23 protein-coding genes are annotated in these 23,130 nt (G+C 67.5%); 19 read left to right on the top strand and 4 right to left on the bottom strand.

Features of this window, described 5'->3' with window-relative positions; translation table 11 throughout:
• Positions 1-134: 134 nt before the first annotated feature.
• From FJ311_07265 to nadB, 5 genes are read left to right on the top strand one after another with little or no spacing between them, the layout of a single operon-like run.
• Positions 135-635: a hypothetical protein gene (locus FJ311_07265; GenBank protein MBM3951236.1), complete on the top strand. Its 501-nt coding sequence runs from the start codon at positions 135-137 to the stop codon at positions 633-635.
• Between the two features lie 22 nt (positions 636-657).
• The gene (locus FJ311_07260; protein ID MBM3951235.1) at positions 658-2,934 is read left to right on the top strand and encodes an NADP-dependent malic enzyme; all 2,277 of its coding nucleotides are present in this window, start codon (positions 658-660) and stop codon (positions 2,932-2,934) included.
• A gap of 13 nt (positions 2,935-2,947) precedes the next feature.
• A complete protein-coding gene (locus FJ311_07255; protein MBM3951234.1) occupies positions 2,948-4,903 on the top strand; it encodes a PhoX family phosphatase in 1,956 nt (651 codons plus the stop codon).
• A 27-nt stretch (positions 4,904-4,930) separates the two neighbouring features.
• The gene (locus FJ311_07250) at positions 4,931-5,521 is read left to right on the top strand and encodes a malonic semialdehyde reductase (protein MBM3951233.1); all 591 of its coding nucleotides are present in this window, start codon (positions 4,931-4,933) and stop codon (positions 5,519-5,521) included.
• A 36-nt stretch (positions 5,522-5,557) separates the two neighbouring features.
• Complete coding sequence (nadB, locus tag FJ311_07245) at positions 5,558-7,162, top strand: L-aspartate oxidase (protein MBM3951232.1); 1,605 nt, start codon at positions 5,558-5,560, stop codon at positions 7,160-7,162.
• Between the two features lie 3 nt (positions 7,163-7,165).
• Here nadB and ddpX read toward each other — a convergent pair whose 3' ends face one another.
• Positions 7,166-7,714, bottom strand: coding sequence for a D-alanyl-D-alanine dipeptidase (ddpX, locus tag FJ311_07240; protein ID MBM3951231.1), 549 nt, complete (start codon positions 7,712-7,714; stop codon positions 7,166-7,168).
• A 90-nt stretch (positions 7,715-7,804) separates the two neighbouring features.
• Here ddpX and FJ311_07235 point away from each other — a divergent pair, with 90 nt between their 5' ends.
• Positions 7,805-9,166 (top strand): hypothetical protein, encoded by a 1,362-nt coding sequence (locus tag FJ311_07235; GenBank protein ID MBM3951230.1) that lies wholly within the window; start codon positions 7,805-7,807, stop codon positions 9,164-9,166.
• 12 nt (positions 9,167-9,178) lie between these two features.
• Entirely contained in the window at positions 9,179-9,853 is a 675-nt protein-coding gene (tsaB, locus tag FJ311_07230) for a tRNA (adenosine(37)-N6)-threonylcarbamoyltransferase complex dimerization subunit type 1 TsaB (protein MBM3951229.1), read from the top strand.
• An 18-nt stretch (positions 9,854-9,871) separates the two neighbouring features.
• On the opposite strand, the gene FJ311_07225 is transcribed toward tsaB, so the two are convergent.
• The 3 genes from FJ311_07225 to FJ311_07215 all read right to left on the bottom strand — a co-directional run bounded on the left by FJ311_07225 (position 9,872) and on the right by FJ311_07215 (position 11,173).
• Complete coding sequence (locus FJ311_07225) at positions 9,872-10,318, bottom strand: helix-turn-helix transcriptional regulator (GenBank protein ID MBM3951228.1); 447 nt, start codon at positions 10,316-10,318, stop codon at positions 9,872-9,874.
• 8 nt (positions 10,319-10,326) lie between these two features.
• Positions 10,327-10,551, bottom strand: a complete 225-nt coding sequence (locus tag FJ311_07220) for a DUF4160 domain-containing protein (GenBank protein ID MBM3951227.1) — start codon at positions 10,549-10,551, stop codon at positions 10,327-10,329.
• Between the two features lie 331 nt (positions 10,552-10,882).
• Complete coding sequence (locus FJ311_07215) at positions 10,883-11,173, bottom strand: sulfurtransferase TusA family protein (GenBank protein MBM3951226.1); 291 nt, start codon at positions 11,171-11,173, stop codon at positions 10,883-10,885.
• 93 nt (positions 11,174-11,266) lie between these two features.
• On the opposite strand from FJ311_07215, the gene FJ311_07210 reads away from it, so the two are divergent.
• From FJ311_07210 to FJ311_07155, 12 genes are all read left to right on the top strand, one after another.
• A complete protein-coding gene (locus FJ311_07210; GenBank protein ID MBM3951225.1) occupies positions 11,267-11,704 on the top strand; it encodes a transcriptional repressor in 438 nt (145 codons plus the stop codon).
• An 82-nt stretch (positions 11,705-11,786) separates the two neighbouring features.
• Positions 11,787-13,130 (top strand): tRNA (N6-isopentenyl adenosine(37)-C2)-methylthiotransferase MiaB, encoded by a 1,344-nt coding sequence (gene miaB / locus FJ311_07205; protein MBM3951224.1) that lies wholly within the window; start codon positions 11,787-11,789, stop codon positions 13,128-13,130.
• A complete protein-coding gene (gene phoH / locus FJ311_07200; GenBank protein ID MBM3951223.1) occupies positions 13,127-14,152 on the top strand; it encodes a phosphate starvation-inducible protein PhoH in 1,026 nt (341 codons plus the stop codon). The genes miaB and phoH overlap by 4 nt, the downstream gene beginning before the upstream one ends.
• Positions 14,153-14,160: 8 nt before the next feature.
• Positions 14,161-14,742 (top strand): rRNA maturation RNase YbeY, encoded by a 582-nt coding sequence (ybeY, locus tag FJ311_07195; protein MBM3951222.1) that lies wholly within the window; start codon positions 14,161-14,163, stop codon positions 14,740-14,742.
• Positions 14,739-15,719 (top strand): HlyC/CorC family transporter, encoded by a 981-nt coding sequence (locus tag FJ311_07190; GenBank protein MBM3951221.1) that lies wholly within the window; start codon positions 14,739-14,741, stop codon positions 15,717-15,719. Before ybeY ends, FJ311_07190 begins: the two co-directional genes overlap by 4 nt.
• Complete coding sequence (gene lnt, locus FJ311_07185) at positions 15,716-17,290, top strand: apolipoprotein N-acyltransferase (protein MBM3951220.1); 1,575 nt, start codon at positions 15,716-15,718, stop codon at positions 17,288-17,290. The genes FJ311_07190 and lnt overlap by 4 nt, the downstream gene beginning before the upstream one ends.
• A gap of 267 nt (positions 17,291-17,557) precedes the next feature.
• On the top strand, positions 17,558-18,055 hold the full coding sequence (locus FJ311_07180) for a helix-turn-helix transcriptional regulator (GenBank protein ID MBM3951219.1): 498 nt from the start codon (positions 17,558-17,560) through the stop codon (positions 18,053-18,055).
• A gap of 193 nt (positions 18,056-18,248) precedes the next feature.
• On the top strand, positions 18,249-19,445 hold the full coding sequence (locus tag FJ311_07175; GenBank protein ID MBM3951218.1) for a methionine adenosyltransferase: 1,197 nt from the start codon (positions 18,249-18,251) through the stop codon (positions 19,443-19,445).
• Positions 19,408-20,169 carry a tRNA (guanosine(46)-N7)-methyltransferase TrmB gene (gene trmB / locus FJ311_07170; protein MBM3951217.1) on the top strand — a complete coding sequence of 254 codons (762 nt, stop codon included), beginning with the start codon at positions 19,408-19,410 and terminating at the stop codon, positions 20,167-20,169. The genes FJ311_07175 and trmB overlap by 38 nt, the downstream gene beginning before the upstream one ends.
• A gap of 131 nt (positions 20,170-20,300) precedes the next feature.
• Positions 20,301-20,855, top strand: coding sequence for a ribosome maturation factor RimP (gene rimP / locus FJ311_07165; GenBank protein ID MBM3951216.1), 555 nt, complete (start codon positions 20,301-20,303; stop codon positions 20,853-20,855).
• A gap of 4 nt (positions 20,856-20,859) precedes the next feature.
• Positions 20,860-22,425 (top strand): transcription termination/antitermination protein NusA, encoded by a 1,566-nt coding sequence (gene nusA, locus FJ311_07160; GenBank protein MBM3951215.1) that lies wholly within the window; start codon positions 20,860-20,862, stop codon positions 22,423-22,425.
• Between the two features lie 86 nt (positions 22,426-22,511).
• Positions 22,512-23,130: translation initiation factor IF-2 (locus tag FJ311_07155; GenBank protein MBM3951214.1), on the top strand; the 619-nt coding region annotated here is incomplete at its 3' end.

Raw genomic sequence — 23,130 nt, 5'->3', positions numbered from 1 at the left:
AGGCACGCCGCTGTCCGAGCGCCGGAATAGGCGGCGAATCGGGCGCCTTGCGCCGTCGCCGGTCGGTTGGGCACAATGGCCGGCGACGCAACGATAACCAACAACAAGTCCGTACCTGGGGAGTTCCGAAATCCGTGTCCGCGCGTACCGAAGGCCGCAGCCTCGAGGTTGTCGGTCATTTCGCCAGTCATAAATCCTTCGCGCGCGCGGTCAAGGCGCTGACCGACGCCGGTTTCGCGCGCGGCGACTTGAGCGTGCTGTCGACGCACGACTCGCTCGACGCCGTCGAGCGCGACTCGCGCCCGTGGAAAGACGCCCTGATCGCGGTCGCCAGCGAGATCAAGTACGAGGCGCCTCTGGTCGCCGCCGGCGCGGTGATTTTGGTCGGCGGACCGATTGCCGCCACCGTCGCCGCCTTGATCGCCGCCGCCGTCGGCGGCGCGGCGCTCAAGGAAGTCGTCGACGAGGTCACCTCCACCGCTCATCGCGAAAGCTATCTGCGCGCGCTCGCCGCCGGCAGCGTCATTCTGTGGGTGCGCGTCGCCGACGCCGAATCCGAACGCAAGGTGATCGGCATCATGAAGGATTGCGGCGGACTCAACGTTCATCTCCACGAGATGGTCCATTCCACCTGACCGAACCAAGAGGCCCAAGGCCATGAACGACCGCCCCGACAGCCACGACAACCGCGAAATTTTTGCCGAGGCGCTGCGCATGCACGCGTCGGGGCGGGCGGGCAAGATCGAGATCCGCGCCACTAAGCCGCTCACCACCCAGCGCGATCTGTCGCTCGCCTATTCCCCCGGCGTCGCTGCGCCGTGCCTGGAAATTTTCCGCGACCCCACGCTCGCCTACGATTACACCGCCAAGGGCAATGTGGTCGCGGTGATCTCCAACGGCACCGCCGTGCTCGGACTCGGCAATCTGGGCGCGCTCGGGGCCAAGCCGGTGATGGAAGGCAAGGCGGTCTTGTTCAAGCGCTTCGCCGACATCGACGGCATCGACCTCGAGGTCGATACGGGGGACGTGGACGAATTCGTCAACTGCGTCCGCTTCCTCGGCAAGACGTTCGGCGGCATCAACCTCGAGGACATCAAGGCGCCCGAATGCTTCATGATCGAGCAGCGCCTGCGCGAGCTGCTCGACATCCCCGTCTTTCACGATGACCAGCACGGCACCGCCATCATCGCCGCCGCCGGGCTGATCAACGCGCTCCATCTCACCGGCCGGACGCTCGCCGAGGCCAAGCTGGTGGTGAATGGCGCCGGCGCGGCGTCGATCGCCTGCGTCGAATTACTCAAGGGCATGGGCATGAAGCACGACAACGTGATCCTGTGCGACACCAAGGGCGTCATCCACCAGGACCGCAGGGAACATATGAACCAGTGGAAGAGCGCGCACGCGGCCAAGACCAAGGCGCGCACGCTCGCCCAGGCGCTGGAAGGCGCCGACGTTTTCTTCGGCCTTTCGGTCAAGGACGCGGTGACCAAGGACATGGTCAAGTCGATGGCGGCGAAGCCGCTGATCTTCGCCATGGCCAATCCCGATCCCGAGATCACGCCCGAGGACGTGCGCGCCGTGCGCTCGGACGCGATCATCGCCACCGGCCGGTCGGACTATCCGAACCAGATCAACAACGTGCTCGGCTTCCCGTACATCTTCCGCGGCGCGCTCGACGTGCGCGCCAGCACCATCAACGACGCGATGAAGATCGCGGCGGCCCACGCGCTCGCCCAGCTCGCGCGCGAGGACGTGCCGGACGAAGTCGACGCGGCCTACGCCGGCCGCCGGCTGCGCTTCGGGCCCGAGTACATCATTCCGGTGCCGTTCGATCCGCGCCTGATCGTGGCGATCCCGCAGGCGGTGGCCAAGGCGGCGATGGATTCGGGTGTGGCGCGAAGCCCGATCATCGACATGGCGGCCTACGCCCAGCGCCTCTCTGCCCGGCTCAATCCGACCGTCGGCAGCCTGCAGGCGATTTTCGAATCGGCCCGCGCCAATCCGCGCCGGGTGGTGTTCGCCGAAGGCGAGGAGGAAAAGACCGTGCGCGCGGCGCTGTCGTTCCGCGCCGCCGGGTACGGCATTCCGGTCCTGGTCGGCCAGGAAGACCGCATCCGCGACGCCGCCCGCGTCGCCGGCCTGCCCGGCATCGACGGCATCGAGATCGTGAATGCCGGCACCAGCGACAAGAACCGGCGCTACACGGAATATCTCTACGCCCGCCAGCAGCGCAACGGCCTGTTGCTGCGCGATTGCCAGCGCATGGTCAACCAGAACCGCAACGTTTTTGCCGCGTGCATGGTCGCGCACGGCGACGCCGACGCGCTCGTCACCGGCGTGACCCGCAACTACAACGTCGCGCTCGACGACATCACGCGCGTGATCGAGCGCCGGCCCGGACAGCACGTGATCGGGCTTTCGATGGTGCTGGCGGGCGGGCGCACGCTGTTCATCGCCGACACCGCCGTGCACGACAGCCCGACGCCCGCCGAACTGGCCGAATTCGCCGAGCAGGCCGCGGGCGAGGCCCGCCGCCTCGGTCACGAGCCGCGGGTCGCCATGATTTCGTTCGCCAATTTCGGCAACCCGCCGTTGGCCAAGGCCGAGGTTATCCGCCAGGCGGTGCAGATTCTCGACCGGCGCAAGGTGGATTTCGAGTATGACGGCGAAATGGCGGTCGACGTGGCGCTCAATCCCGACCTGCTCAAGCTCTATCCCTTCTGCCGCCTGAAGGGTCCGGCCAACGTGCTGATCATGCCGGGGCTGCACAGCTCGCAGATTTCCTCGAAGCTCCTCCATCAGCTCGGCGGGCACACGGTGTTGGGGCCCATCCTGCTCGGCCTCGCGAAGCCGGCGCAGATCGTGCCGATGGGCTCGACCGTCTCCGAGATCGTGACCATGGCCGCGCTCGCCGCGTGCGAGGCGGTGCGCTGACGGAGTACGCGCGGTGGCACGGGGCAGCGACGAAGACGACCTTCCGATCCGCCGCACCCACGCGGCGACGCTCGCGCGCCTGATCGGCGAACGCCTGACGCGGCGCGAAGCGTTGACGGGCCTGCTTGCCTCCGGCGCGGGCGCGGCGCTCGCCGGCGGCCCTTGGGGTCGCGACGCGCAAGCGGCGACGCGCAACATTTCGACCCTGACCTTCCGCGCACCCAAGCACGCGATCGGCGACGATCACGCGCTTGCGCCCGGACACGCGGGCCAGATCCTGATCCGCTGGGGCGATCCGGTGCTGCCCGGCGCGCCCGCGTTCGATCCCGCCCGCCAATCCGCCGCCGACCAGGCGCGCCAATTCGGCTACAACAACGACTTCATGGCATTCATGCCGCTGCCCAAGGGCTCGACCGCGTCCGATCACGGCCTTCTCTGCGCCAGCCACGAATACACCATGGCCGAATTGATGTGGCCGGGGATGACCGTTCAGAATCGTTCTGAAAAGGTCACGCGCGCGCAGGCCGACGTCGAAATCGCGGCGCACGGCCATACCATCCTCGAGGTGCGCAAGACCGGCGCCCAATGGACGATCGTGAACGGCAGCCGGTATGCCCGGCGCATCACCGGCGAAACGGAAATGCGACTTGCGGGCGCGGCCGCCGGCCACGCGCGCCTGAAGACCAAGGCCGACCCGACCGGAACCCGGGTACTGGGCACCCTCAACAATTGCGCCGGCGGGGTTACGCCCTGGGGCACGGTCCTGATCGCCGAGGAAAACGTCAACACCTACTTCGGCGGCGAGCCGGCGATGACCGACGAAGCCGCGAACCACAAGCGCATGGGGCTTTCGGCGCGCGCCCGTTACGCCTGGTGGCGCCATCACGACCGCTTCAATGTCGAGAAGGAACCGAACGAAGCCAACCGTTTCGGCTGGATCGTCGAGATCGATCCCTACGATCCCCAAGCAATGCCGGTCAAAAGGACCGCACTCGGCCGCTTCAAGCACGAGGGCGCAACCTGCGCGCGGCTCGCGGACGGCCGCGTCGTCGTCTATTCCGGCGACGATCAGGCCAACGAATATCTCTACCGCTTCGTCAGCGCCGGCCGCTTCGATCCCGCCAGGCCGGAAAGCGCGCGCGATCTTTTGGACGAGGGGACTCTTTCCGTCGCCAAGTTCTTCGCCGACGGCACGATGGAATGGCGTCCGCTGGTCTTCGGCCGGGGCCCGCTCGGACCCGCCAACGGCTTCCATTCACAAGCCGATGTGCTGATCGAAACCCGCCGCGCCGCCGACCTGGTCGGCGCGACGCCCATGGACCGGCCCGAGGACGTGGAGCCGTCGCCCCGCTCGGGCCGGGTCTATGTCGCGCTCACCAACAATCCGGCGCGCAAGGCGGGCGAGACCGACGCCGCCAATCCGCGCGGGCCCAATCCGTTCGGCCATATCGTCGAGTTATTGCCGCCCGGCACGGAAAGCGAAGGCCCGACCGCGGCCGAGGCGCGCCACGACGCCGACCGGTTCCGTTGGAATATCCTGTTGCTCGCCGGCGATCCGCGAAATCCCGCGCACGGCGCGCAATATCATCCCCGGCAGGTCGAGGAAGGCGTGTGGCTCGCCGCGCCGGACAACGTCGCCTTCGACAACCGCGGGCGCCTCTGGATTTCGACCGACCAGGGCTCGGCCCAGGCGCGCAACAAGATTCCCGACGGCATATACGCCTGCGATCTCGAAGGCCCAAGCCGCGGCTTGGTGAAATTCTTCTACGGCTGTCCGCGCGGCGCCGAGATGTGCGGACCGGCCTTCACCCCCGACAACCGCACGCTGTTCGTCGCCGTGCAGCATCCGGGTGAAGGCTCGACCTTCGATCAACCGTCGACCCGCTGGCCCGACTTCAAGGCCGGCGTCCCGCCGCGCCCCTCCGTCGTCGCCATCGTCAGAAAAGACGGCGGTCCGATCGGTTCGTGATCGCCCTTCAACTACGGAGACCAACCGATGTCCCACGCGCTCGATCAGGCCGCTCTCGACCAGCTTTTTCTCGAGGCGCGCACCTACAACGCCTGGAAACCCGATCCGATCCCCGAAGCGACGCTGCGCAAGGTGTGGGATCTCGCGCGCATGGGGCCGACCAGCGCCAATTGCAGCCCGGCGCGGATCGTGTTCGTGACCAGCGCGGCGGCCAAGGAAAAGCTGAAGCCCGCGCTGATGCCGACCAACGTCGAAAAAACCATGACCGCGCCGGCCGTCGCCATCGTCGGGCACGACCTCGAATTTTACGAGCACCTGCCCAAGCTTTTTCCGCACACCGACGCGCGCGCATGGTTCGTGGGCAACCAATCGTTGATCGAGACCACCGCTTTCCGCAACGGCACGCTGCAAGGCGCCTATCTCATTCTCGCCGCGCGCGCCCTCGGCCTCGATTGCGGCCCGATGTCGGGATTCGACAACGCGATGGTGGATAAACTGTTCTTCCCGGGCGGCAAGGTCAGGTCGAACTTTCTCTGCAACCTCGGCCACGGCAGCACGAAGAATCTTTTCCCGCGCAGCCCGCGCTTTGCGTTCGAGGAAGCCTGCCGGATCGAGTAATCCGCCGCCGGGCTTCGCACGGAGATCGTAGCCGCCATGAACCCCTCGAGCCACGTCTGCGACGTGCTGGTGCTCGGCAGCGGGGCCGCCGGCCTCGCCTTCGCGCTCGATCTGCCGCGCACGCTCGCGGTCACGGTGCTGTCCAAGGGACGGCTCAACCAGGGCGCCACCAACCGGGCGCAAGGCGGCATCGCCGCCGTGCTCGGCCCGGACGATTCGATCGAGGCGCACGTGCGGGACACCCTCGCGGCCGGAGCCGGCCTTTGCCACGAGCGCGCGGTCCGCTTCGCGGTCGAGCGCGGGCCCGAAACCATCCGCTGGCTGATCGGCCTCGGCATCGAACTGACGTGGGAGAAGAATGGACCGGGCAAGACGCCGCACCTGACGCGCGAGGGCGGGCACAGCTTCCGCCGCGTGGTGCACGCCGAGGACGCGACGGGGCGCGCGGTCCAGGCGTGCCTGGAAAACGAGGCGGTCAGGCGGCCCAACCTGCGCCTGATCGAAAACCGGCTTGCCATCGACTTGATCCGGGGCGCGGACGGCAAGCCGCGTTGCATCGGAGCCTACGCGCTCGACACCGCCTCCGGCCGGGTTGAGACGTTCGCCGCGCGCGCGGTGATGATGGCGACCGGGGGCGCGAGCGGCGTCTATCGCCACTGCACCAACCCGGCCGCGGGCGGCGGCGACGGCCTCGCCATGGCCTGGCGGGCGGGTTGCCGCGTCGCCAACATGGAATTCACCCAGTTTCACCCCACGTCGCTCTATGTGCGCGACGCCGAGCCGCTCCTGATCAGCGAGGCGGTGCGCGGCGAGGGCGGCGTGCTTGCTCTTCCGGGGGGCGATCGATTCATGGACCGGTTCGATTCGCGGGCCGAGCTCGCGCCGCGCGACATCGTCGCCCGCGCCATCGACCACGAAATGAAACGGCTCGGCCTCGCCTACGTCCATCTCGACATCAGCCACCGTCCGGCGGATTTCGTGCGCGAACATTTCCCGATGCTCCATCGCCGCTGCCTGGAGGCGGGCTTCGACATGACCCGGGGACCGATCCCGGTGGTGCCGGCGGCGCACTACACCTGCGGTGGCATCGTGACCGACCTCGCGGCGCGGACCGACCTCGCCGCGCTCTACGCCGCGGGCGAATGCGCCTTCACCGGCCTGCACGGGGCCAACCGGCTGGCGTCCAATTCGCTGCTCGAATGCATCGTCTTCGCCCGTGCCGCCGCCGAAGACGCCGCGCGGGCGCTGCCGGCCTACGAGCCGCCACGCGCGCTCGCGCCGTGGGACGAAAGCCAGGTGCGCGATTCGGACGAAGAGGTGGTGGTCAGCCACAACCGCGACGAAATCCGGCAATTCATGTGGGACTACGTCGGCATCGTGCGCACCGAAAAACGCCTGCAGCGGGCGCTCAGCCGGATCGAACTGCTAAAACGGGAAATCGAGGAATACTACGCTCGCTTCCGGGTCACGCCGGCGTTGATCGAATTGCGCGATATGGCGGTGACGTCGGAATTGATTATCCGCTCGGCGCTGGCGCGGAAAGAGAGCCGCGGGCTGCACCACATTCTCGACTATCCCAGGCCCGACGACGCGCATCCGCCCGCCGACACGATTCTGACTCCGCCGGCGCGCGGCAAATAATCGTCACATCATGGGCGCCGGCAGCACGCTGTCGGACAGCACCGGATAACGGCGGCTGTCGAACATCTGATAATGCCACCATTCGTTGCGGAAGAAATCGAACCCGGCCGCCGTCATCAGCCCCAGCAGAAGAAAGCGGTTGCGTTGCGCCTGCTCCGGCACGGCGACGCTGCCGTGGTGCGAGAGGGGCGTGAAGGCGTCGAAGGAGGTTCCCATCTCCAGCTCGCGCCCGATCCCGTCCGTCAGCGTGAGATCGAGGGCGGCGCCGCGCGAATGGGGCGAGCCGCGCCGGGGATCGGCGAGGAATTCGGGATCGGGCGTATGGTCCCACAATACCCACTGCGCTTCCGACGGACGGAAGGCGTCGAAGATCTTGATTTTGAGACCCTGGCGCGCGGCCAAGTCGATCGCGCGTACGAGCAACGCTTCCGCGTCGCGGTGCAAATAGCAGCGCGGGTTGCGATAGACCGTTTTGCCCGTGAAATTGTCCGAGGTCCCGTAGCGGAGGTCGATCAGGACCCCATGGCTCGTCTCGCCGATTTCGACCAGCATAATGCGCGTTGATCCGGAAATTTGCGGAAATACCCCGGTGCGGGCAGTATAAACCGGGGCCCTTCCCCTGAAAGCGGCAAATCGCGCGCCATGCCCTCGCTTTCGTCCTGGTTGTTTCTCGGACTCGTCGCCGCCGCCCTGCTCGATGCCTTCGCGGTTCCGGGAGCGGAAACGGCGGCGGTCGGGTGCCTCGCCCTCTTCATCCTCCTCGAAGTGCGCTTTGTCGCCTGGCCGCAACTTCTGATCGCCGGGGCTCTGATCGTCGCCGGTCTCGCGGCGGCGGCTTCCGCGCCGGATTCGCCGGCGCTCGACGCGGCTTTGCAAACGCTCGGCCGCGGTCTCAAGGCGGCGTTGCCGTTCCTGGTGCTGTTCGCGGCGGTCGCTTGGCTCACCGTGCCGGCGCTGGACAGCCCCTCGTTGCGCGCCGCGCGCGACACGGTCGCGAGCCAGCCGCCCGGTTGGCGTTTCGCCACCCTCGCGCTCGCCGCCCATCTGCTCGGCTCGGTGTTCAACCTGGTCGCCGTCTCGCTGCTCGCGATCCTGATCGGCAAGCAGGAAAAGCCCGCGACGCGCCGCCGGCTCGCCCGCGCGCTGCTGCAGGGGTTCGCCACCGGCACCGCCTGGTCGCCGCTGTTCGTCGGCACCGCGGTCATCCTCGCCATCCTGCCCGACGTGCGCTGGGTCTCGATCGCGCCCTACGGGGCGGGCATCGCGCTCACGCTATTGATGATCGCGTGGCTCGCGGATCGCCTGCTCAATCCCGCGCGCGCGCCGATCAATGCGCCCGTCGTGCCGCTGCCCCCGGAAGCGGCGCTTCGTCTCGCCCTGCTGGTCGGCGCGCTGCTGGTGGGCGTAATCGGTCTGGTGGAATTGACCGGATTTTCGATTCCGATCGTGCTCGGCCTGCTGGCGCCACCCTTCGCCGTCCTGTGGCGGGCGAACCGGCGGATTCTATCCGCGCTCGACTCGGCCGCCGATGTCGCCCGCAAGGTGGTGACCCGGCTTTCCGATTTGCGCACGGAAACGCTGATGTTCACGGCGGCCAACACCTTCAGCGCCGGCGTCGCCCGGGCGGTGCCGGACGCGCGGGCGAGCGAGGCCATCGCCGGACTCGGGCTCGGCTCCGACGGCCTGATCGCCGCCTTCGCCCTCGGCCTGATCGGCGCGAGCGCGCTCGGACTCCACCCGGTGATCGCGGTGGTGATGATCGGCACCGTCATCCCGCCCGAAATCTTCGGCTTGCCGCTGCCGTTGCTGGCGCTGTTCCTGATGGCGTTGTGGGGCATGGGCACCAACGTGTCGCCGTTCTCCGCCACCAACATCATCATGGGGCGCGCCGTCGGCGTGGGTCACTGGCACATCGCCTGGCGCTGGAACCTGCCTTTTTCGCTGGGCGGTGCGGCCGTCGTCGCCGGCATCGTGATCGTTCTACGCCACATGCTTGCCGGCTGATACGCTCGTTCCATGCTGGTGCTCGCGCTCGATACCGCCATGTCCGCCTGCTCGGTCGCCCTTTGCTCGGACGGGAATACGCTCGCCGTCCGCTCGCAAGCGATGGAACGCGGCCATGCCGAGGCGCTGTTGCCGATGATCGAGGGCATCATGGCCGAAGGAAAGCGCGCCTACGCCGATCTCGATCTGGTCGCGGCCACGGTCGGACCCGGCGCCTTCACCGGCATCCGTATCGGCTTGGCCGCGGCGCGCGGGATCGCGCTCGCGGCCGGAAAGCCGTGCGCCGGCGTCACGACCCTTGAAGTTCTCGCTGCCGTTTGTGCGAACGATTCCGATGCGGTATTGGCCGCCGTCGAAAGCCGCCGCGCCGACCTGTTCGTGCAGGCGTTCGACGCTTCCGGCACGAGCGTCGGCGAAGCGGCGGCGCTGCCGCCCGAAGGATTGCCCGAATTCGTCCGCGCCGCGAACCTCGCGCCCGGATTCGTTTTGGCCGGCGATGGGGCTCACCGCGCGCGCGCGATGCTAACCCAAGCCGGCATCCCGGCCGAGATTTGCGCGGGAACGGCGGCGCCCGACCCGGCGCTGGTCGCCGCCATCGCCGCCGAACGCCACCGGCGCGGCTCGGCGCTGGCGCCGAAACCCTTTTACTTGCGCCCGCCGGACGTGACGTTGCCGAGAGGCGGTTGATTCCCGACCGCCGGGAAGTCAGGCGGCGGAACGCAAGGCGTCGTAGCCCCGGCATGCGAGCATGACGGTCTTCGGGATCATGTGGCTGCCGTCCTCGTAGTACTTGACCATGCGGTCGCTGACGCCGAGCGCGGCGGCCGCCTTGGCTTGGCTCAGCCCGTGCTTGGCGCGCCAGTTCCGGAAGGCCTCGGGGCGCAAGGATTCCTTCGCCTGATAGCGGGCGAGGCGGTAGAGGTAATCGGCGTCGAGTTCGATGTTTCCGCCCCACCGCACCGTCCAGCCGTGCTCGCCCGGCCGCGCCTTGGCGAAGATTTTCGGTTTCTTGAGGGCCGCGAGCGCGCGCTTGGCGGCGATCAATTCGGCAAGATCGACGATATCCTCGCCGTGGTCACGCCAGCGGACGCGAAGGACGTAACCGCGCGCGGGCTCGACAGAGACGATGTTCGGTCGCTTCGCTCGGGACATGGGATTTCCTATTCGTTCAACGCGCGCCAAGTCCGCCAGAGGGAATCCGCGTTGGCCTCGGCCCAGTCGAGGATATGGCGGATGTCGCCGGCCTCGCGGTTTCCCTCCATGATCTCGAACGTCCGCAGGTTCACCATCACCGCGCAATTGGGGCCGAGGACGTGAAAATGCGGCGGATTGTGGTCCACGAAAATCGCGAGGCGCAGGTTGCCGAAGCGCCGGACCGTCGTCATTGCCCTATCCGCCGGTTGGAACGCCGCCAGGATAGTGAAATCATTTCACCAACGCAAGGGGTTTCTGTGCCTATAAGCCCATTCTCCATGAAGTATCCGATTCGTGAGGATATGTTGCGATCAGCAATCTAAAGAGGCGATAGAGGAATATGGAATTCGACGACAAGAAATCGAGCGGTGTTTTCCGGACTCGACTGCGTGCGCGCGTGTCGCTTTTAGAACTATTTGGATTCTCTGGAAAAGCAAAGCGTATTTGATTTGGCAAAACGATCAGAATATCAATTGAGTGGTAAATTCTCCGCCCGCCGGACGTGACGTTGCCGAGGGACAACTAAACTTTTTTTGCCGCCTCTTTGCGCACTTTGAGCCGGTGCGGCACATCGGGGCCGGAGGCGCTGGCCCGTTCGGGCACCAGTTCGAGCACCGTGTGTCCATGCTCGGCGAGCGAGCGCGGCACGTTGCGCAGCGGTTCCTCGCCCTTGAGCCGAACCTCGAGCGTTTCGCCCGCGCCCAGGCGCTCGATCGCGAGTTTGACGCGCACGAACGTCATCGGACAGGTCTCGGCGGTGATGTCGAGCACGCGGGCTTCCGAGGAGACCGCACGGGGTTCGGGCTTGTTCATGGCGGAATAATAACGCGCGAAGCGGGTTCTGGAAAACGCCGGCTTCGTCTATACTGGCCGAAGTCGTCCATCCGGACCCGGAGGAACAAGGGCGTGCTCTCGACCATCGAAAAGCTCTGCATCGACAAGGGCATGAAGATGACCGGCCAACGCCGGATCATCGCCCGCGTGCTGTCCGATGCGTCCGACCATCCCGACGTCGAGGAGGTGCACCGCCGCGCGAACGCGATCGATGCGCGCATCAGCATCGCCACCGTCTACCGCACCATGCGCCTGTTCGAGGAAGCCGGCATCGTCGAGAAGCACGACTTCGGCGACGGCCGCTCCCGCTACGAGGAAGCGGGCGACGACCATCACGATCATCTGATCGACATGCACTCGCATCGGGTGATCGAGTTTCAAAACGCCGAGATCGAGGCGATCCAGGAAAAAATCGCCCGCCAGCTCGGCTACCGGCTGATCGGCCACCGCCTCGAACTCTACGCCGTGCCCCTGGAAGCCAAGGAACGGCTGAAGGACGGGGAGAAATGACGCCGTTCGGCGCCTCGTCCCGGCGGCTTGACAGGGCTCCGGCGCGGGCGAACAATTGCCGCGGAAACCCCCGGCCGGCGCGTTGACCCGAAAGCTCCATATCAAGACTTACGGCTGCCAGATGAATGTCTACGACTCCGCCCGCATGGCGGAGTTGCTGGTGCCGCTCGGCTACGGCCCGACCGAGGACGCAGCCGACGCCGATTTCGTGATTCTCAACACCTGCCACATCCGCGAAAAGGCGGCCGAGAAGGTTTACTCCGATCTCGGCCGGCTGAACGAAATCAAGCGCGCGCGGGCGGCGGAAGGCAAACGCCTGACGCTCGCGGTCGCCGGGTGTGTGGCCCAGGCCGAAGGCGACGAAATTCGCGCGCGCGCTCCTTACGTCGATTTGATTTTCGGGCCGCAAACCTATCATCGCCTGCCCGAACTGGTCGCGCGCGCGGCGCGCGCCTCGGGCACGGTCCTGGAAACCGACTTTCCGGCGGAATCGAAGTTCGATTATCTGCCGGACACGCGGGCACCCGGCACCGGAGCGGCTGCCGGCTTTGTCGCCGTGCAGGAAGGTTGCGACAAGTTCTGCACTTTCTGCGTCGTGCCCTATACCCGCGGCGCCGAGTATTCGCGTCCTGCGCGCCAGGTGCTGGCCGAGGTCCGCTCGCTCGCGTCCCAGGGGACACGCGAGATCACGCTCTTGGGCCAGAACGTCAACAACTATCAAGGCGAAGGTCCGGACGGAAAAATCTGGACGCTTGCGCGCCTGATCCGCGACGTCGCCGATATTCCAGGCGTGGCGCGCGTCCGCTACGTCACCTCGTATCCGGCCGACATGAGCGACGAACTGATCGCCGCCCATCGCGACGTGCCCGCCCTGATGCCGTACCTGCATCTGCCCGTCCAGTCGGGTTCCGACCGGGTGTTGGCCGCCATGAACCGCCATCACGGCGCGGACGATTTCCGCCGCCTCGTCGATCGGTTGCGCGACGCGCGGCCCGACCTCGCGCTCGCGTCCGATTTCATTGTCGGCTTTCCGGGCGAGTCGGACGCCGATTTCGCGGCGACGCTCGCGCTGGTGCGCGACGTCGGCTTCGCCCAGGCCTATTCGTTCAAGTACAGCGCGCGGCCGGGAACGCCCGCGTCCGCCCTGCCCGGCCAGGTCGCGGAGACGGTCAAGGCCGAACGCCTCGCGGTTCTGCAGGACCTGCTCGATTACCAGCAGCGCGCCTTCAACGAACGCTGCGCGGGCCGCACGCTGCCGGTCCTGTTCGAGCGCGAAGGCAAACACGCCGGTCAGCTGGTCGGGCGCAGCCCCTACATGCAGGCGGTGCATGCGCTGGCGCCTAAATCCTTGCTTGGCGCGATCGCCGAAATTCGCATCGTCGCGGGGCACGCCAACAGCCTCGCCGGCGAACGGTTGGCGGCATGAGTGAACGGCGTAAGACCGCATCCGGCGCGGCGGAAACCACCGACCTCCGGTTCGACGACAACGCGCTCGCCCAGGCATTGTTCGGGGCGCACCACGCCCATCTCGCCTTGATCGAGGAGCGCCTGCCGGTGGTCATTCGCACCCGCGGCAACACGCTCGCCGTCGCCGGTCCCGCCGAGGCGGTCGCGGCCGCCCGCGCCGCGCTCGGCGCGCTTTACCGGCGGCTCGAACGCGGCTTCGCCGTCGACCGCGCCGAAGTCGAGGCGGCGCTGCGCATGGCCGCGTCGCCCGCCGGCACCGCCGATTTCGAATCGCTCGCCGTACGCACGCGCACCCGCCACGTGACGCCGCGTACGCCGACCCAGGCAGCGTACTTGCGCGCCATCGACGAAAATGAACTGGTGATCGGCGAAGGACCCGCCGGTACCGGCAAGACCTATCTCGCGGTCGCCAAGGCGGTCGAGCGGCTGGTGCGGGGCGAAGTCGACCGCATCATCCTGTCGCGTCCGGCGGTCGAGGCGGGCGAGCAGCTCGGGTTCCTGCCCGGTTCCATGCGCGAAAAGGTCGACCCCTACCTGCGCCCGCTCTACGACGCCCTCTACGACATGCTGCCGGCGCCGCAGGTGGCCAAGAGGCTCGAAAGCGGCGAGATCGAGGTCGCGCCGCTCGCTTTCATGCGCGGCCGCACGCTCACCAACGCCTTCGCCATCCTCGACGAAGCCCAGAATACGACCGCGGTGCAGATGAAGATGTTCCTGACCCGCCTCGGCGAAGGCTCGCGCATGGCCGTGACCGGCGATCTGAGCCAGGTCGATTTGCCGCGCGGGATCCGCTCGGGCCTGCGCCACGCGATGGAGACGCTGGCCGGGGTCGAGGGCGTCTCGTTCGTCGAATTCACGGACGCCGACGTGGTCCGCCATCCGCTCGTATCGCGCATCGTGCGCGCCTACGACCGCGCCGAAAAGCGGACGCGCGCCGCCGCCCGCTACGAGCGGGACGGCGAAACGGCGGGCGACGATTGATTCTCCCCATGCCGCCCGTGCGCGCAAAACCGGCTCTCGACATCGGCGTGCATGTCGCGTCTGCGGCTTGGCGCCGCGCGCTGCCCGGCGCCGCGCGGCACGCGGAGCGGGCGGCGCATGCCGCGTTCGCCGTCGCGCGCGGCGCGCGGCGTTCGCGCGCGACACGCGGGCTCGCGTGCGCCGGAGATGCGGCCAGCATCGAGGCGGCGGTGGTGCTGGCGAACGACGCCCGCGTGCGCAGGCTCAACCGGTCCTGGCGGGGACAGGACAAGCCGACCAACGTTCTCGCCTTCGCCGCCCTCGACGGCGCGTGCGCGCCCCACACCGCCGCCCAGCCGGTGGCGCTCGGCGACGTCATCGTCGCGCTCGAAACCGCGCGCGCCGAAGCGCGCGCCGAGGGCAAGCCGCTTGCCGACCATCTTCGCCATCTGGTCGTGCACGGAATCCTGCATCTGCTCGGCCACGACCACCGCCGCCCGCGCGAGGCGCGGCGCATGGAACGGCTGGAGATCAAGGCGCTCGGAACCCTCGACGTGCCGAACCCCTACACGCTGCGCCCGGAAAGGGTTCGGCGGAGGCGCGCGCGATGAACAAGGACGTTCCCACGCCTCCACCCGTGCCCCCGCCCGCGCCTCCAGCCGCGCTCCAATCGGCGCCGTCGGTACGCCGGTTGCTCGGCGGGTGGCTGCAGGGGCTGAAGAACCTTTGGGGCGGCGCGGCACGCACCGGCCCGTCCGTCACGCTCAGCGAACTGATCGAAAAGTCCGGCACGCCCGCCGCCGCCGAAATCGGCGAGGCCGAACGGCGCCTGCTCGTCAACGTGCTCGGCATGCGCCAGCGCAATCTCGCCGACGTGATGGTGCCGCGCGCCGGGATCGTCGCGGTCGAAATCGGCGCCAAGCTGCCGGAAGTCATCGAAATCATGACGCGCGAGGGCCATTCCCGGCTTCCGGTTTACCGCGAGACTCTCGACGACGCGCTCGGCATGGTCCACATCAAGGACGTGCTGCCGTGGCGCGGCCGCGATTCCGAATTTTCCCTCGACAAGATCATGCGGCGCATCCTGTTCGTCGCGCCGTCGATGCGCACGCTCGAGCTTCTCCTCGAAATGCGGGTCAAGCGCGTGCACATGGCGCTGGTGGTGGACGAATTCGGCGGCGTCGACGGCCTCGTCACCATCGAGGACCTGGTCGAGGAGATCGTCGGCGAGATCGAGGACGAGCACGACCGGCCCGAACGGCCAATGGTCATTCGCCTCGCCGACGGGTCGTTCGAGGCCGACGGTCGCGTGCCGCTGGAGGATTTCGAACGCCAATCCGGCGTCGCCTTCGCCGCCGAGGAACGCGCGGAAGTCGACACCCTGGGCGGTCTGGTCGCCGCCGCCGCCGGCCAGGTTCCGATCCGCGGCCAACTGGTGCGCCACCCGTCCTCGGGCCTGGAATTCGAGGTGTTGGACGCCGACCCACGTCGCATCAAGCGGCTCAGGGTGAATCGGCGGCGCCCTTCGCCGCCGGATGCCAATGCCGCTTCCGGCGGAGGGGCGCCATCGCCGTCGGCCAAGGCGTGAACGCACTCCGCGCCCGCATCACGGCGTCGATGGGCTGGGGGCGGCGCGCGGGCGCCGGCGCGCTCGGCGCGCTCGCCGTTCTCGCGCTGCCGCCCTTTCACGCGGTGCCGGTGTTGGCGGTCTCCTTCACCGGACTGGTGTGGATCGTGTTCGGCTCCGGGCGAATCCGCTCGGCCTTCGCCGCCGGCTGGTGGTTCGGCTTCGGTTTTTTTGTCGCCGGGCTTTATTGGCTCGGCAACGCGCTCTTGGTGGACTCGGCGCGTTTCGGCTGGATGGTGCCGTTCGCCGTCGGCGGGCTCGGCGCCGGGCTCGCGCTTTTTCCCGCGCTGGCCTGCGGGCTGGCGCGCGCGATGGCCGGTGCGCACGCAGGCGACGGAACGCGCGTCCTGTGGTTCGCGCTGGCTTGGGTCGCTCTCGAATGGCTGCGGGGGATGGTGCTGACCGGTTTTCCCTGGAACCTGGTCGGCACCGTCTGGGTATTCTCGGAGACCATGATCCAGCCCGCCGCCTGGATCGGCGTGCACGGTCTCTCGTTCATGACAGTGCTGTTGGCGGCGGTGCCGGCGGTTCTCGGCTGGGAACCGGAAAAGAAACGGCAAGCCGCGGTTCTGTTCATCGGCGCCGTCGGATTGCTGGCGTGGTTCGTGGCCGGCTTGGCGCGGCTTCAATACCTCGGGCCCGCGGCCGCCGCCGATGTCGCGGACGTGAGATTGCGTCTGGTTCAGCCGGCGATTCCGCAAAACCTGAAATGGGTGTCGTCCGAACGCGCCGGGCACGTCATCAAGCAAGTGGCGATGAGCCAGGAGCCGGCGTCGCCGCCCCCGACCCATGTGATTTGGGCGGAAACGGCGGTGCCGTTTTATCTTGAACGAAATGCGGAGTTGCGCGCGCATCTCGCCGCCGCCGTACCGGCGGGCGGCGCGCTCGTGGTTGGCGCGCCGCGCGCCACGCCTCCCGGCGAAAATCCGTTTCGTGTTTGGAACAGTCTGCACGTGCTGGCCGACGACGGGGCAATCGCCGCCAGCTATGACAAGGCGCATCTGGTTCCGTTCGGCGAATATGTTCCGCTGCGCGCCTGGCTGCCGGCGGAAGTGGTCAAGATCACTCACGGCGCGATCGATTTTTCGGCGGGCCCCGGGCCGGTCGCTCTGCCCATTCCGGGCGCGCCGCGCGCCTCGCCGCTGATTTGCTACGAGGCGATTTTCGAGGGCCGCGTGACGCCCGAGGGCGAACGGCCCGGTTGGCTGCTCAACCTCACCAACGACGCCTGGTACGGGATTTCGCCCGGTCCTTACCAGCATTTCGCCGCCGCCCGCCTGCGCGCGGTCGAGGAAGGGTTGCCGCTGGTGCGGGTCGCCAACAACGGCATTTCCGCGATCGTCGATTCCCTCGGCCGGATCCGGGTTCAACTCGCGCTCGGGCGCGACGGGATCGCCGATGGTCCGTTGCCGGTCGCGTTGTCGCCGACGCCGTTTTCGATCGTCGGCACGTGGGCGACGCCCGCGATGCTCGTCGTGCTCGCGTTAGTGCTTTTTTTCGCACGCGGCGGTCGCAAGCAATACACGTTCTAGGCGAACAAGCGAGGACTCGCTGATACAATTGGATTTTCTCAGGGTTTTTTTGCGTTGCGCCGCTAATAAGAGAAGATTATGTACGTCGTGCTGCTCGCGCACGTCGCAAACGACGGCGCCAAGCGGATCGTCGTGGAGGGATGCCCGGCGATTCCGATAACGGGGGATAAAACGGACAATGCCCTTACCCTTGTTGGTGGGATCATCGCCGCTTGCCGCGCGCAGGGATGGCATTTGTCCGAACGACAACCATATCAAGCGGAAGCCATGACCTTACGTAAGCCTGGAAGACCTCGCGGCCGCAAAGCCGGCGGAGCGATAGAGAAAGCCGAACGCCTTCCGCCGGGGATCGCGAATCCGGTGGACATTCACGTTGGCGCGCGCGTGCGCCTGCGCCGGACATTGCTTGGCATGAGTCAGGAAAAACTCGGCGCGGCGGTCGGGCTCACGTTCCAGCAAATCCAGAAGTACGAGCGCGGCGCCAACCGCATCGGCGCATCGCGACTCTACGAGTTCAGCAAGATTCTCGACGTGCCGGTGTCCTATTTCTTCGAAGAAATAGCGGGCGAACTCGAAACCCACGCCGGGCGCCTCAAGGCGGGCCTGCGCGATCAGACTCAGGAAGAGATCGAGCGCGATCCCCTGGTCAAGCGCGAAACCCTCGAACTGGTCCGCGCCTATTACCGGATCGAAAACCCGCGAGTCCGCAAGCGCGTGTTCGAGCTCGCCAAGTCGCTCGCCGGGATTGCCGCCGAGGACGAATAACGGGCACGGCACTACCGGGGCGACAAGATCGCGCGGTTCCGCGGGTTTTTCCCCGACAAGATCGGGCCGGGCGTCCCTTGACGCCGGGGATTTCGGCTGTCACATAATCCGCCCGCCCATCGTGCGAACGCACGCCTCGCGGCGCGGCGCGCGCAAAATCTCGGGCCCGGGCCGCCCGGCGAAAGGACCTTCCGTGGCCAAGACCGACTATCTCTTTACCAGCGAATCGGTGGCCGAAGGCCACCCCGACAAGGTCTGCGACCGCATCTCGGACGCGGTGGTGGACGCCTTCCTCACCTTCGATCCCGAGGCGCGCGTCGCCTGCGAAACGCTCTGCACCACCAACCGCATCGTGGTCGCGGGCGAGGTGCGCGGGCCGATGCCGCTGGTCGACAGGAACGGCGCGGTCGACAAGGGCCGCATCGAGGACATCGCGCGGTCCTGCGTCAAGGAAATCGGCTACGAGCAGGAAGGGTTTCACTGGAAAAAGGCGTCGGTCGATATTTTCCTGCACGGCCAGTCCAAGGACATCGCGCAAGGCGTCGACGCGGCCGGCAACAAGGACGAAGGCGCCGGCGACCAGGGCATCATGTTCGGCTACGCCTGCTCCGAGACCGAAACGCTGATGCCGGCGCCGCTGTTCTACGCCCACGCCATCCTGCGTTCGCTCGCCGACGCCCGCCATTCCGGCTCGGAGCCCAACCTCGGTCCCGACGCCAAGAGCCAGGTCACGTTGCAGTACGTCGCCAACAAGCCGGTGCGCGCGACCTCGGTCGTGGTGTCGACCCAGCACAGCGCAACCATCGGCCAGGACGAGGTCCGCCGCATCGTCCGTCCCCACGTCGAGCGGGTACTGCCGAAAGGCTGGATGCCGCCCGAGGAGGAATTCTACGTCAACCCGACCGGCCGCTTCGTGGTCGGCGGGCCCGACGGCGACACCGGCCTGACCGGGCGCAAGATCATCGTCGACACCTACGGCGGCGCGGCGCCGCACGGCGGCGGCGCGTTTTCGGGCAAGGACCCGACCAAGGTCGATCGTTCGGCCGCCTACGCCGCGCGCTATCTCGCCAAGAACGTGGTCGCGGCCAAGCTCGCCGAGCGCTGCACCATCCAGCTGTCCTACGCGATCGGCGTCTCCAAGCCCTTGTCGGTCTACATCGACACCCACGGGGCCGACCGCGTCGACGAGGACAAACTCTCGCGCGTCCTGCAGGATATGATCAACTTGTCGCCGCGCGGCATCCGCGAGCGCCTCGGCCTCAACCGGCCGATCTACGCCCGCACCGCGGCTTACGGCCATTTCGGCCGCGAGCCGGAACCGGACGGCGGTTTTTCGTGGGAGCGCACCGACCTTGTTCCCTCGCTCCGCTCGGCCTTCGGAATCCGCTGACGAATCGAGACTGCGGTTCTACGGCCGCCGCCGCGGGCGGCGGCTGCGTCCCGGGCGGCATGCATTGGGCGAGAGTCTGTTGCCCGCGTTGCGCGTGCCGCTCGACGGTCCCGAGACATTCGATCCGGCGGCGCTGTTTCCGTTCGCGCCGCGCGCCATCCGCCTCGAGATCGGTTTCGGCGCGGGCGAGCATCTGGCGCACCAAGCCAAGGCCGAACCCGACATCGGGTTCATCGGCTGCGAGGTGTTCGTCAACGGCGTCGCCGCCCTGCTCGCGCGCGTGAAGGCCGACAATCTCGGCAACGTGCGCGTGCTCGACGACGACGCCCGTCGCTTGTTCGGGCGCCTGCCGACCGCGTCGCTTGAGCGTATCGTCGCCTATTTCCCGGACCCGTGGCCCAAGACGCGCCATCACCGCCGCCGGCTGATCCAGCGCGAAAGCCTCGACGAGTTCGCCCGTATCCTGAAACCCGGCGGCGAGCTGCGCTTCGCCACCGATCACATGGAATACGCGCGCTGGACGCTCGCGCGCCTGCTCGGCCATCCCGCTTTTGCCTGGACCGCGGCGGGGCCGGGCGATTGGCGCGAACGGCCGAAGGACTCCCCGGAAACCCGCTACGCGGCCAAGGCCCGAAAACTCGGCGCGCGCTGTATTTACCTTGTTTTTCGGAGAGTTGGGAGCGCCGAGGGGGGCTTGCCTCGCGCCGACGCCGGGGATATATAAGCGCCCAGAACAACAACAAACAAAATTGGCCCGAGCCCGGAAATCCGGGCCCAACGGGGTGGACCGCAAGGTCCGCCTTTTTTGTTTGTCGGAGATTTGCCGACCGGCGGGATTCGATGCAGCGAACCGAAATGGACCACGACCAGACCGAAGCGGCCTCGACCGGCGGCCGCGATGCGGCCGCGATCGAACGCCTGATCGCGCCCACTCTCGAGGCGATGGGTTATGAACTGGTGCGGGTGATTATTTCCGGCCGCCACGCGCCGACGCTGCAGGTGATGACCGAGCGCCGCGACGGCCACCCGATGAGCGTGGAGGCGTGCGCCGAAATCAGCCGCGCGCTTTCCGCCCTGCTCGACGTCGAAGACCCGATCGCCGGGTCCTACACGTTGGAAGTCAGCTCGCCCGGCCTCGACCGGCCGCTGGTCAAGGCCGCGGATTTCGACCGCTTCAAGGGACGGACGGCGCGGATCGAGGTTCGTTTCCCGAAAGACGGTCGGCGGCGTTTTCAGGGCCGGCTCGACGGCGTCGGCGACGGCGGGGTCCGATTGGAGACGGCGGAAGGCCCGGTCACGATCGCGCTGGCCGACATCGCGCGGGCAAAATTGGTTGTCGACGACGCGTTTTTGAAGGACTCCCTGCGCCGCGAAACGCCCGGCGCGGGACTCAGCAGGAGACGGGGTTAAAACCATGGCTGCGAGAAAAAAGGATCGGGTCGAAGAACGCACGGTGCACGCTCGGCCCGAACTGTTGCAGGTCGCCGACGCGGTCGCCCGCGACAAAGGCATCGAGCGCGAGGAAGTGTTCGTCGCGATGGAGCAGGCGATCCAGAAGGCCGGGCGCTCCAAATACGGGCACGAACACGACATCCGCGCCGCCATCGACCGCACCAACGGCGCCATCTCGCTCGCCCGTTACACCGAAGTGGTCGAAACGGTCGAAAACGAATTCACCCAGATGACGCCGGCACAGGCGAAAAAGCGGAAATTGGACCTCAAGGTCGGCGAGTTTCTGGTCGACCCCCTGCCGCCGATCGATTTTGGGCGGATCGCGGCGCAGACCGCCAAGCAGGTGATCGTGCAGAAGGTGCGCGAGGCCGAACGCAAGCGCCAGTACGAGGAATACAAGGACCGCATCGGCGAAATCGTCAACGGCATCGTCAAGCGCGTCGAATATGGCAACGTGATCGTCGATTTGAGCCGGGCCGAGGCCCTGCTCCGGCGCGACGAGACGATCCCGCGCGAGCACTTCAACACCGGCGATCGCGTGCGCGCCTACATCATGGACGTGCGCGAAGAACCGCGCGGGCCGCAGATCTTCCTGTCGCGCACCCATCCGCAGTTCATGGCCAAGCTGTTTGCCCAGGAAGTGCCGGAAATCTACGACGGTGTCATCGAGATCAAGGCGGTCGCGCGCGATCCCGGTTCGCGCGCCAAGATCGCGGTGCTGTCGCACGATTCCGGCATCGACCCGGTCGGGCCCTGCATCGGCATGCGCGGCTCGCGCGTGCAGGCGGTGGTCGGCGAGTTGCAGGGCGAGAAGATCGACATCATCCAGTGGTCGGCCGATCCCGCGACATTCATCGTCAACGCGCTGGCGCCGGCCGAAGTCGCCAAGGTCGTGCTCGACGAAGAGCGCCGCCGGATCGAAGTGGTGGTTCCCGACGAGCAACTCAGTCTCGCCATCGGCCGTCGCGGCCAGAACGTGCGACTCGCATCGCAGATTTCCGGCTGGGACATCGACATCCTGACCGAGGCCGAGGAATCGGAACGCCGCCAGGAGGAAGTCCGCACCCGCTCCAAGCTGTTCATCGACGCGCTCGACGTCGACGAAGTCATCGCCCATCTGCTGGTGGCGGAAGGCTTCCAGACGCTCGAGGACGTCGCCTTCGTGCCGGTCGAGGACTTGGCTTCGATCGAGGGCTTCGAGATGGATGTCGCGACCGAGCTGCGCCAGCGCGCGCGCGACTTCATCGCCAAGCGCGACGAGGAACTCGAAAAGAAGCGCAAGGAACTGGGGGTCGCCGACGAAGTCGCCGCGCTCGAGGGCATGACGCCCACGCTGCTCGCGGCTCTTGGCGAAAAAGGCGTCAAGACGCTCGACGACCTCGGCGATCTCGCCGGCGACGAGTTGATGGAAATAGCCCCGGCCGGCGCGCTGACCCCGGACAAGGCCAACGCCATGATCATGGCGGCGCGCGCCCATTGGTTTCCCGAACAGGATGCCGATGCCGCCGGGACCGCCAAGACGGAGTGAAACGGCCTGGGCGCGCATTCGACCGGAGAGTATGATGGCGCCCCGGCCCGCTTTGATGACAGTTGTTGCCAACCGACGGACCGACGATGAGTGAAACCAGCGATACCGAAAAGAAGCCCCTGGGTCTCGGCGGCGGCGGCGCGGCGCGTCCGAAGAAGCTCGAACTGAAGAAGACCGTCGAATCGGGCCAGGTGCGGCAAAGCTTTTCGCACGGCCGTTCGAAGATGGTGCAGGTCGAGGTGCGCAAGAAACGCACCTACGCCTCCGATTCCGGCGGCCACATGCAGGAGGTCAAGGCGGAGGCGCAACATCCGTCGGCCGACGCCGACGCCCGCGCGGCATCGCATGGGCCCCTCACCAGCGAGGAAAAGGCGGCGCGCGCGCGGGCCCTGGTCGATGCCGCCGCCCGTGACCACGCGGAAGCCCCGGCCGTGGCGCGCCGCGCCCAGGAAGCGGCCGAAGCCGAACAGAAGGCGATCACCGAACCGCTCACCCCCGAGGAAGAAGCCCGCCGCCGCGGCGAGGAAGCCGAACGGCGCAAGGCCGAGGAAGCCGAGGCCCGCCGCCGCGAGGAACAGGCCAAGCTCGCCGCCGCCCACGCCGCCGCCAAGCTTCAGGCGGTCGCCGCCGAGGAAGGCGAGGAAGAAGAGGCCCGCCCGCGTCGTCCCGGCGCGGCGGCTCCGCGCCGGCCCGCGCCGACCCGCG

It is taken from the genome of Rhodospirillales bacterium, assembly GCA_016872535.1.
GTDB lineage: Bacteria > Pseudomonadota > Alphaproteobacteria > Rhodospirillales > 2-12-FULL-67-15 > 2-12-FULL-67-15.
This window is presented reverse-complemented; position numbering and strand designations above follow the sequence as displayed.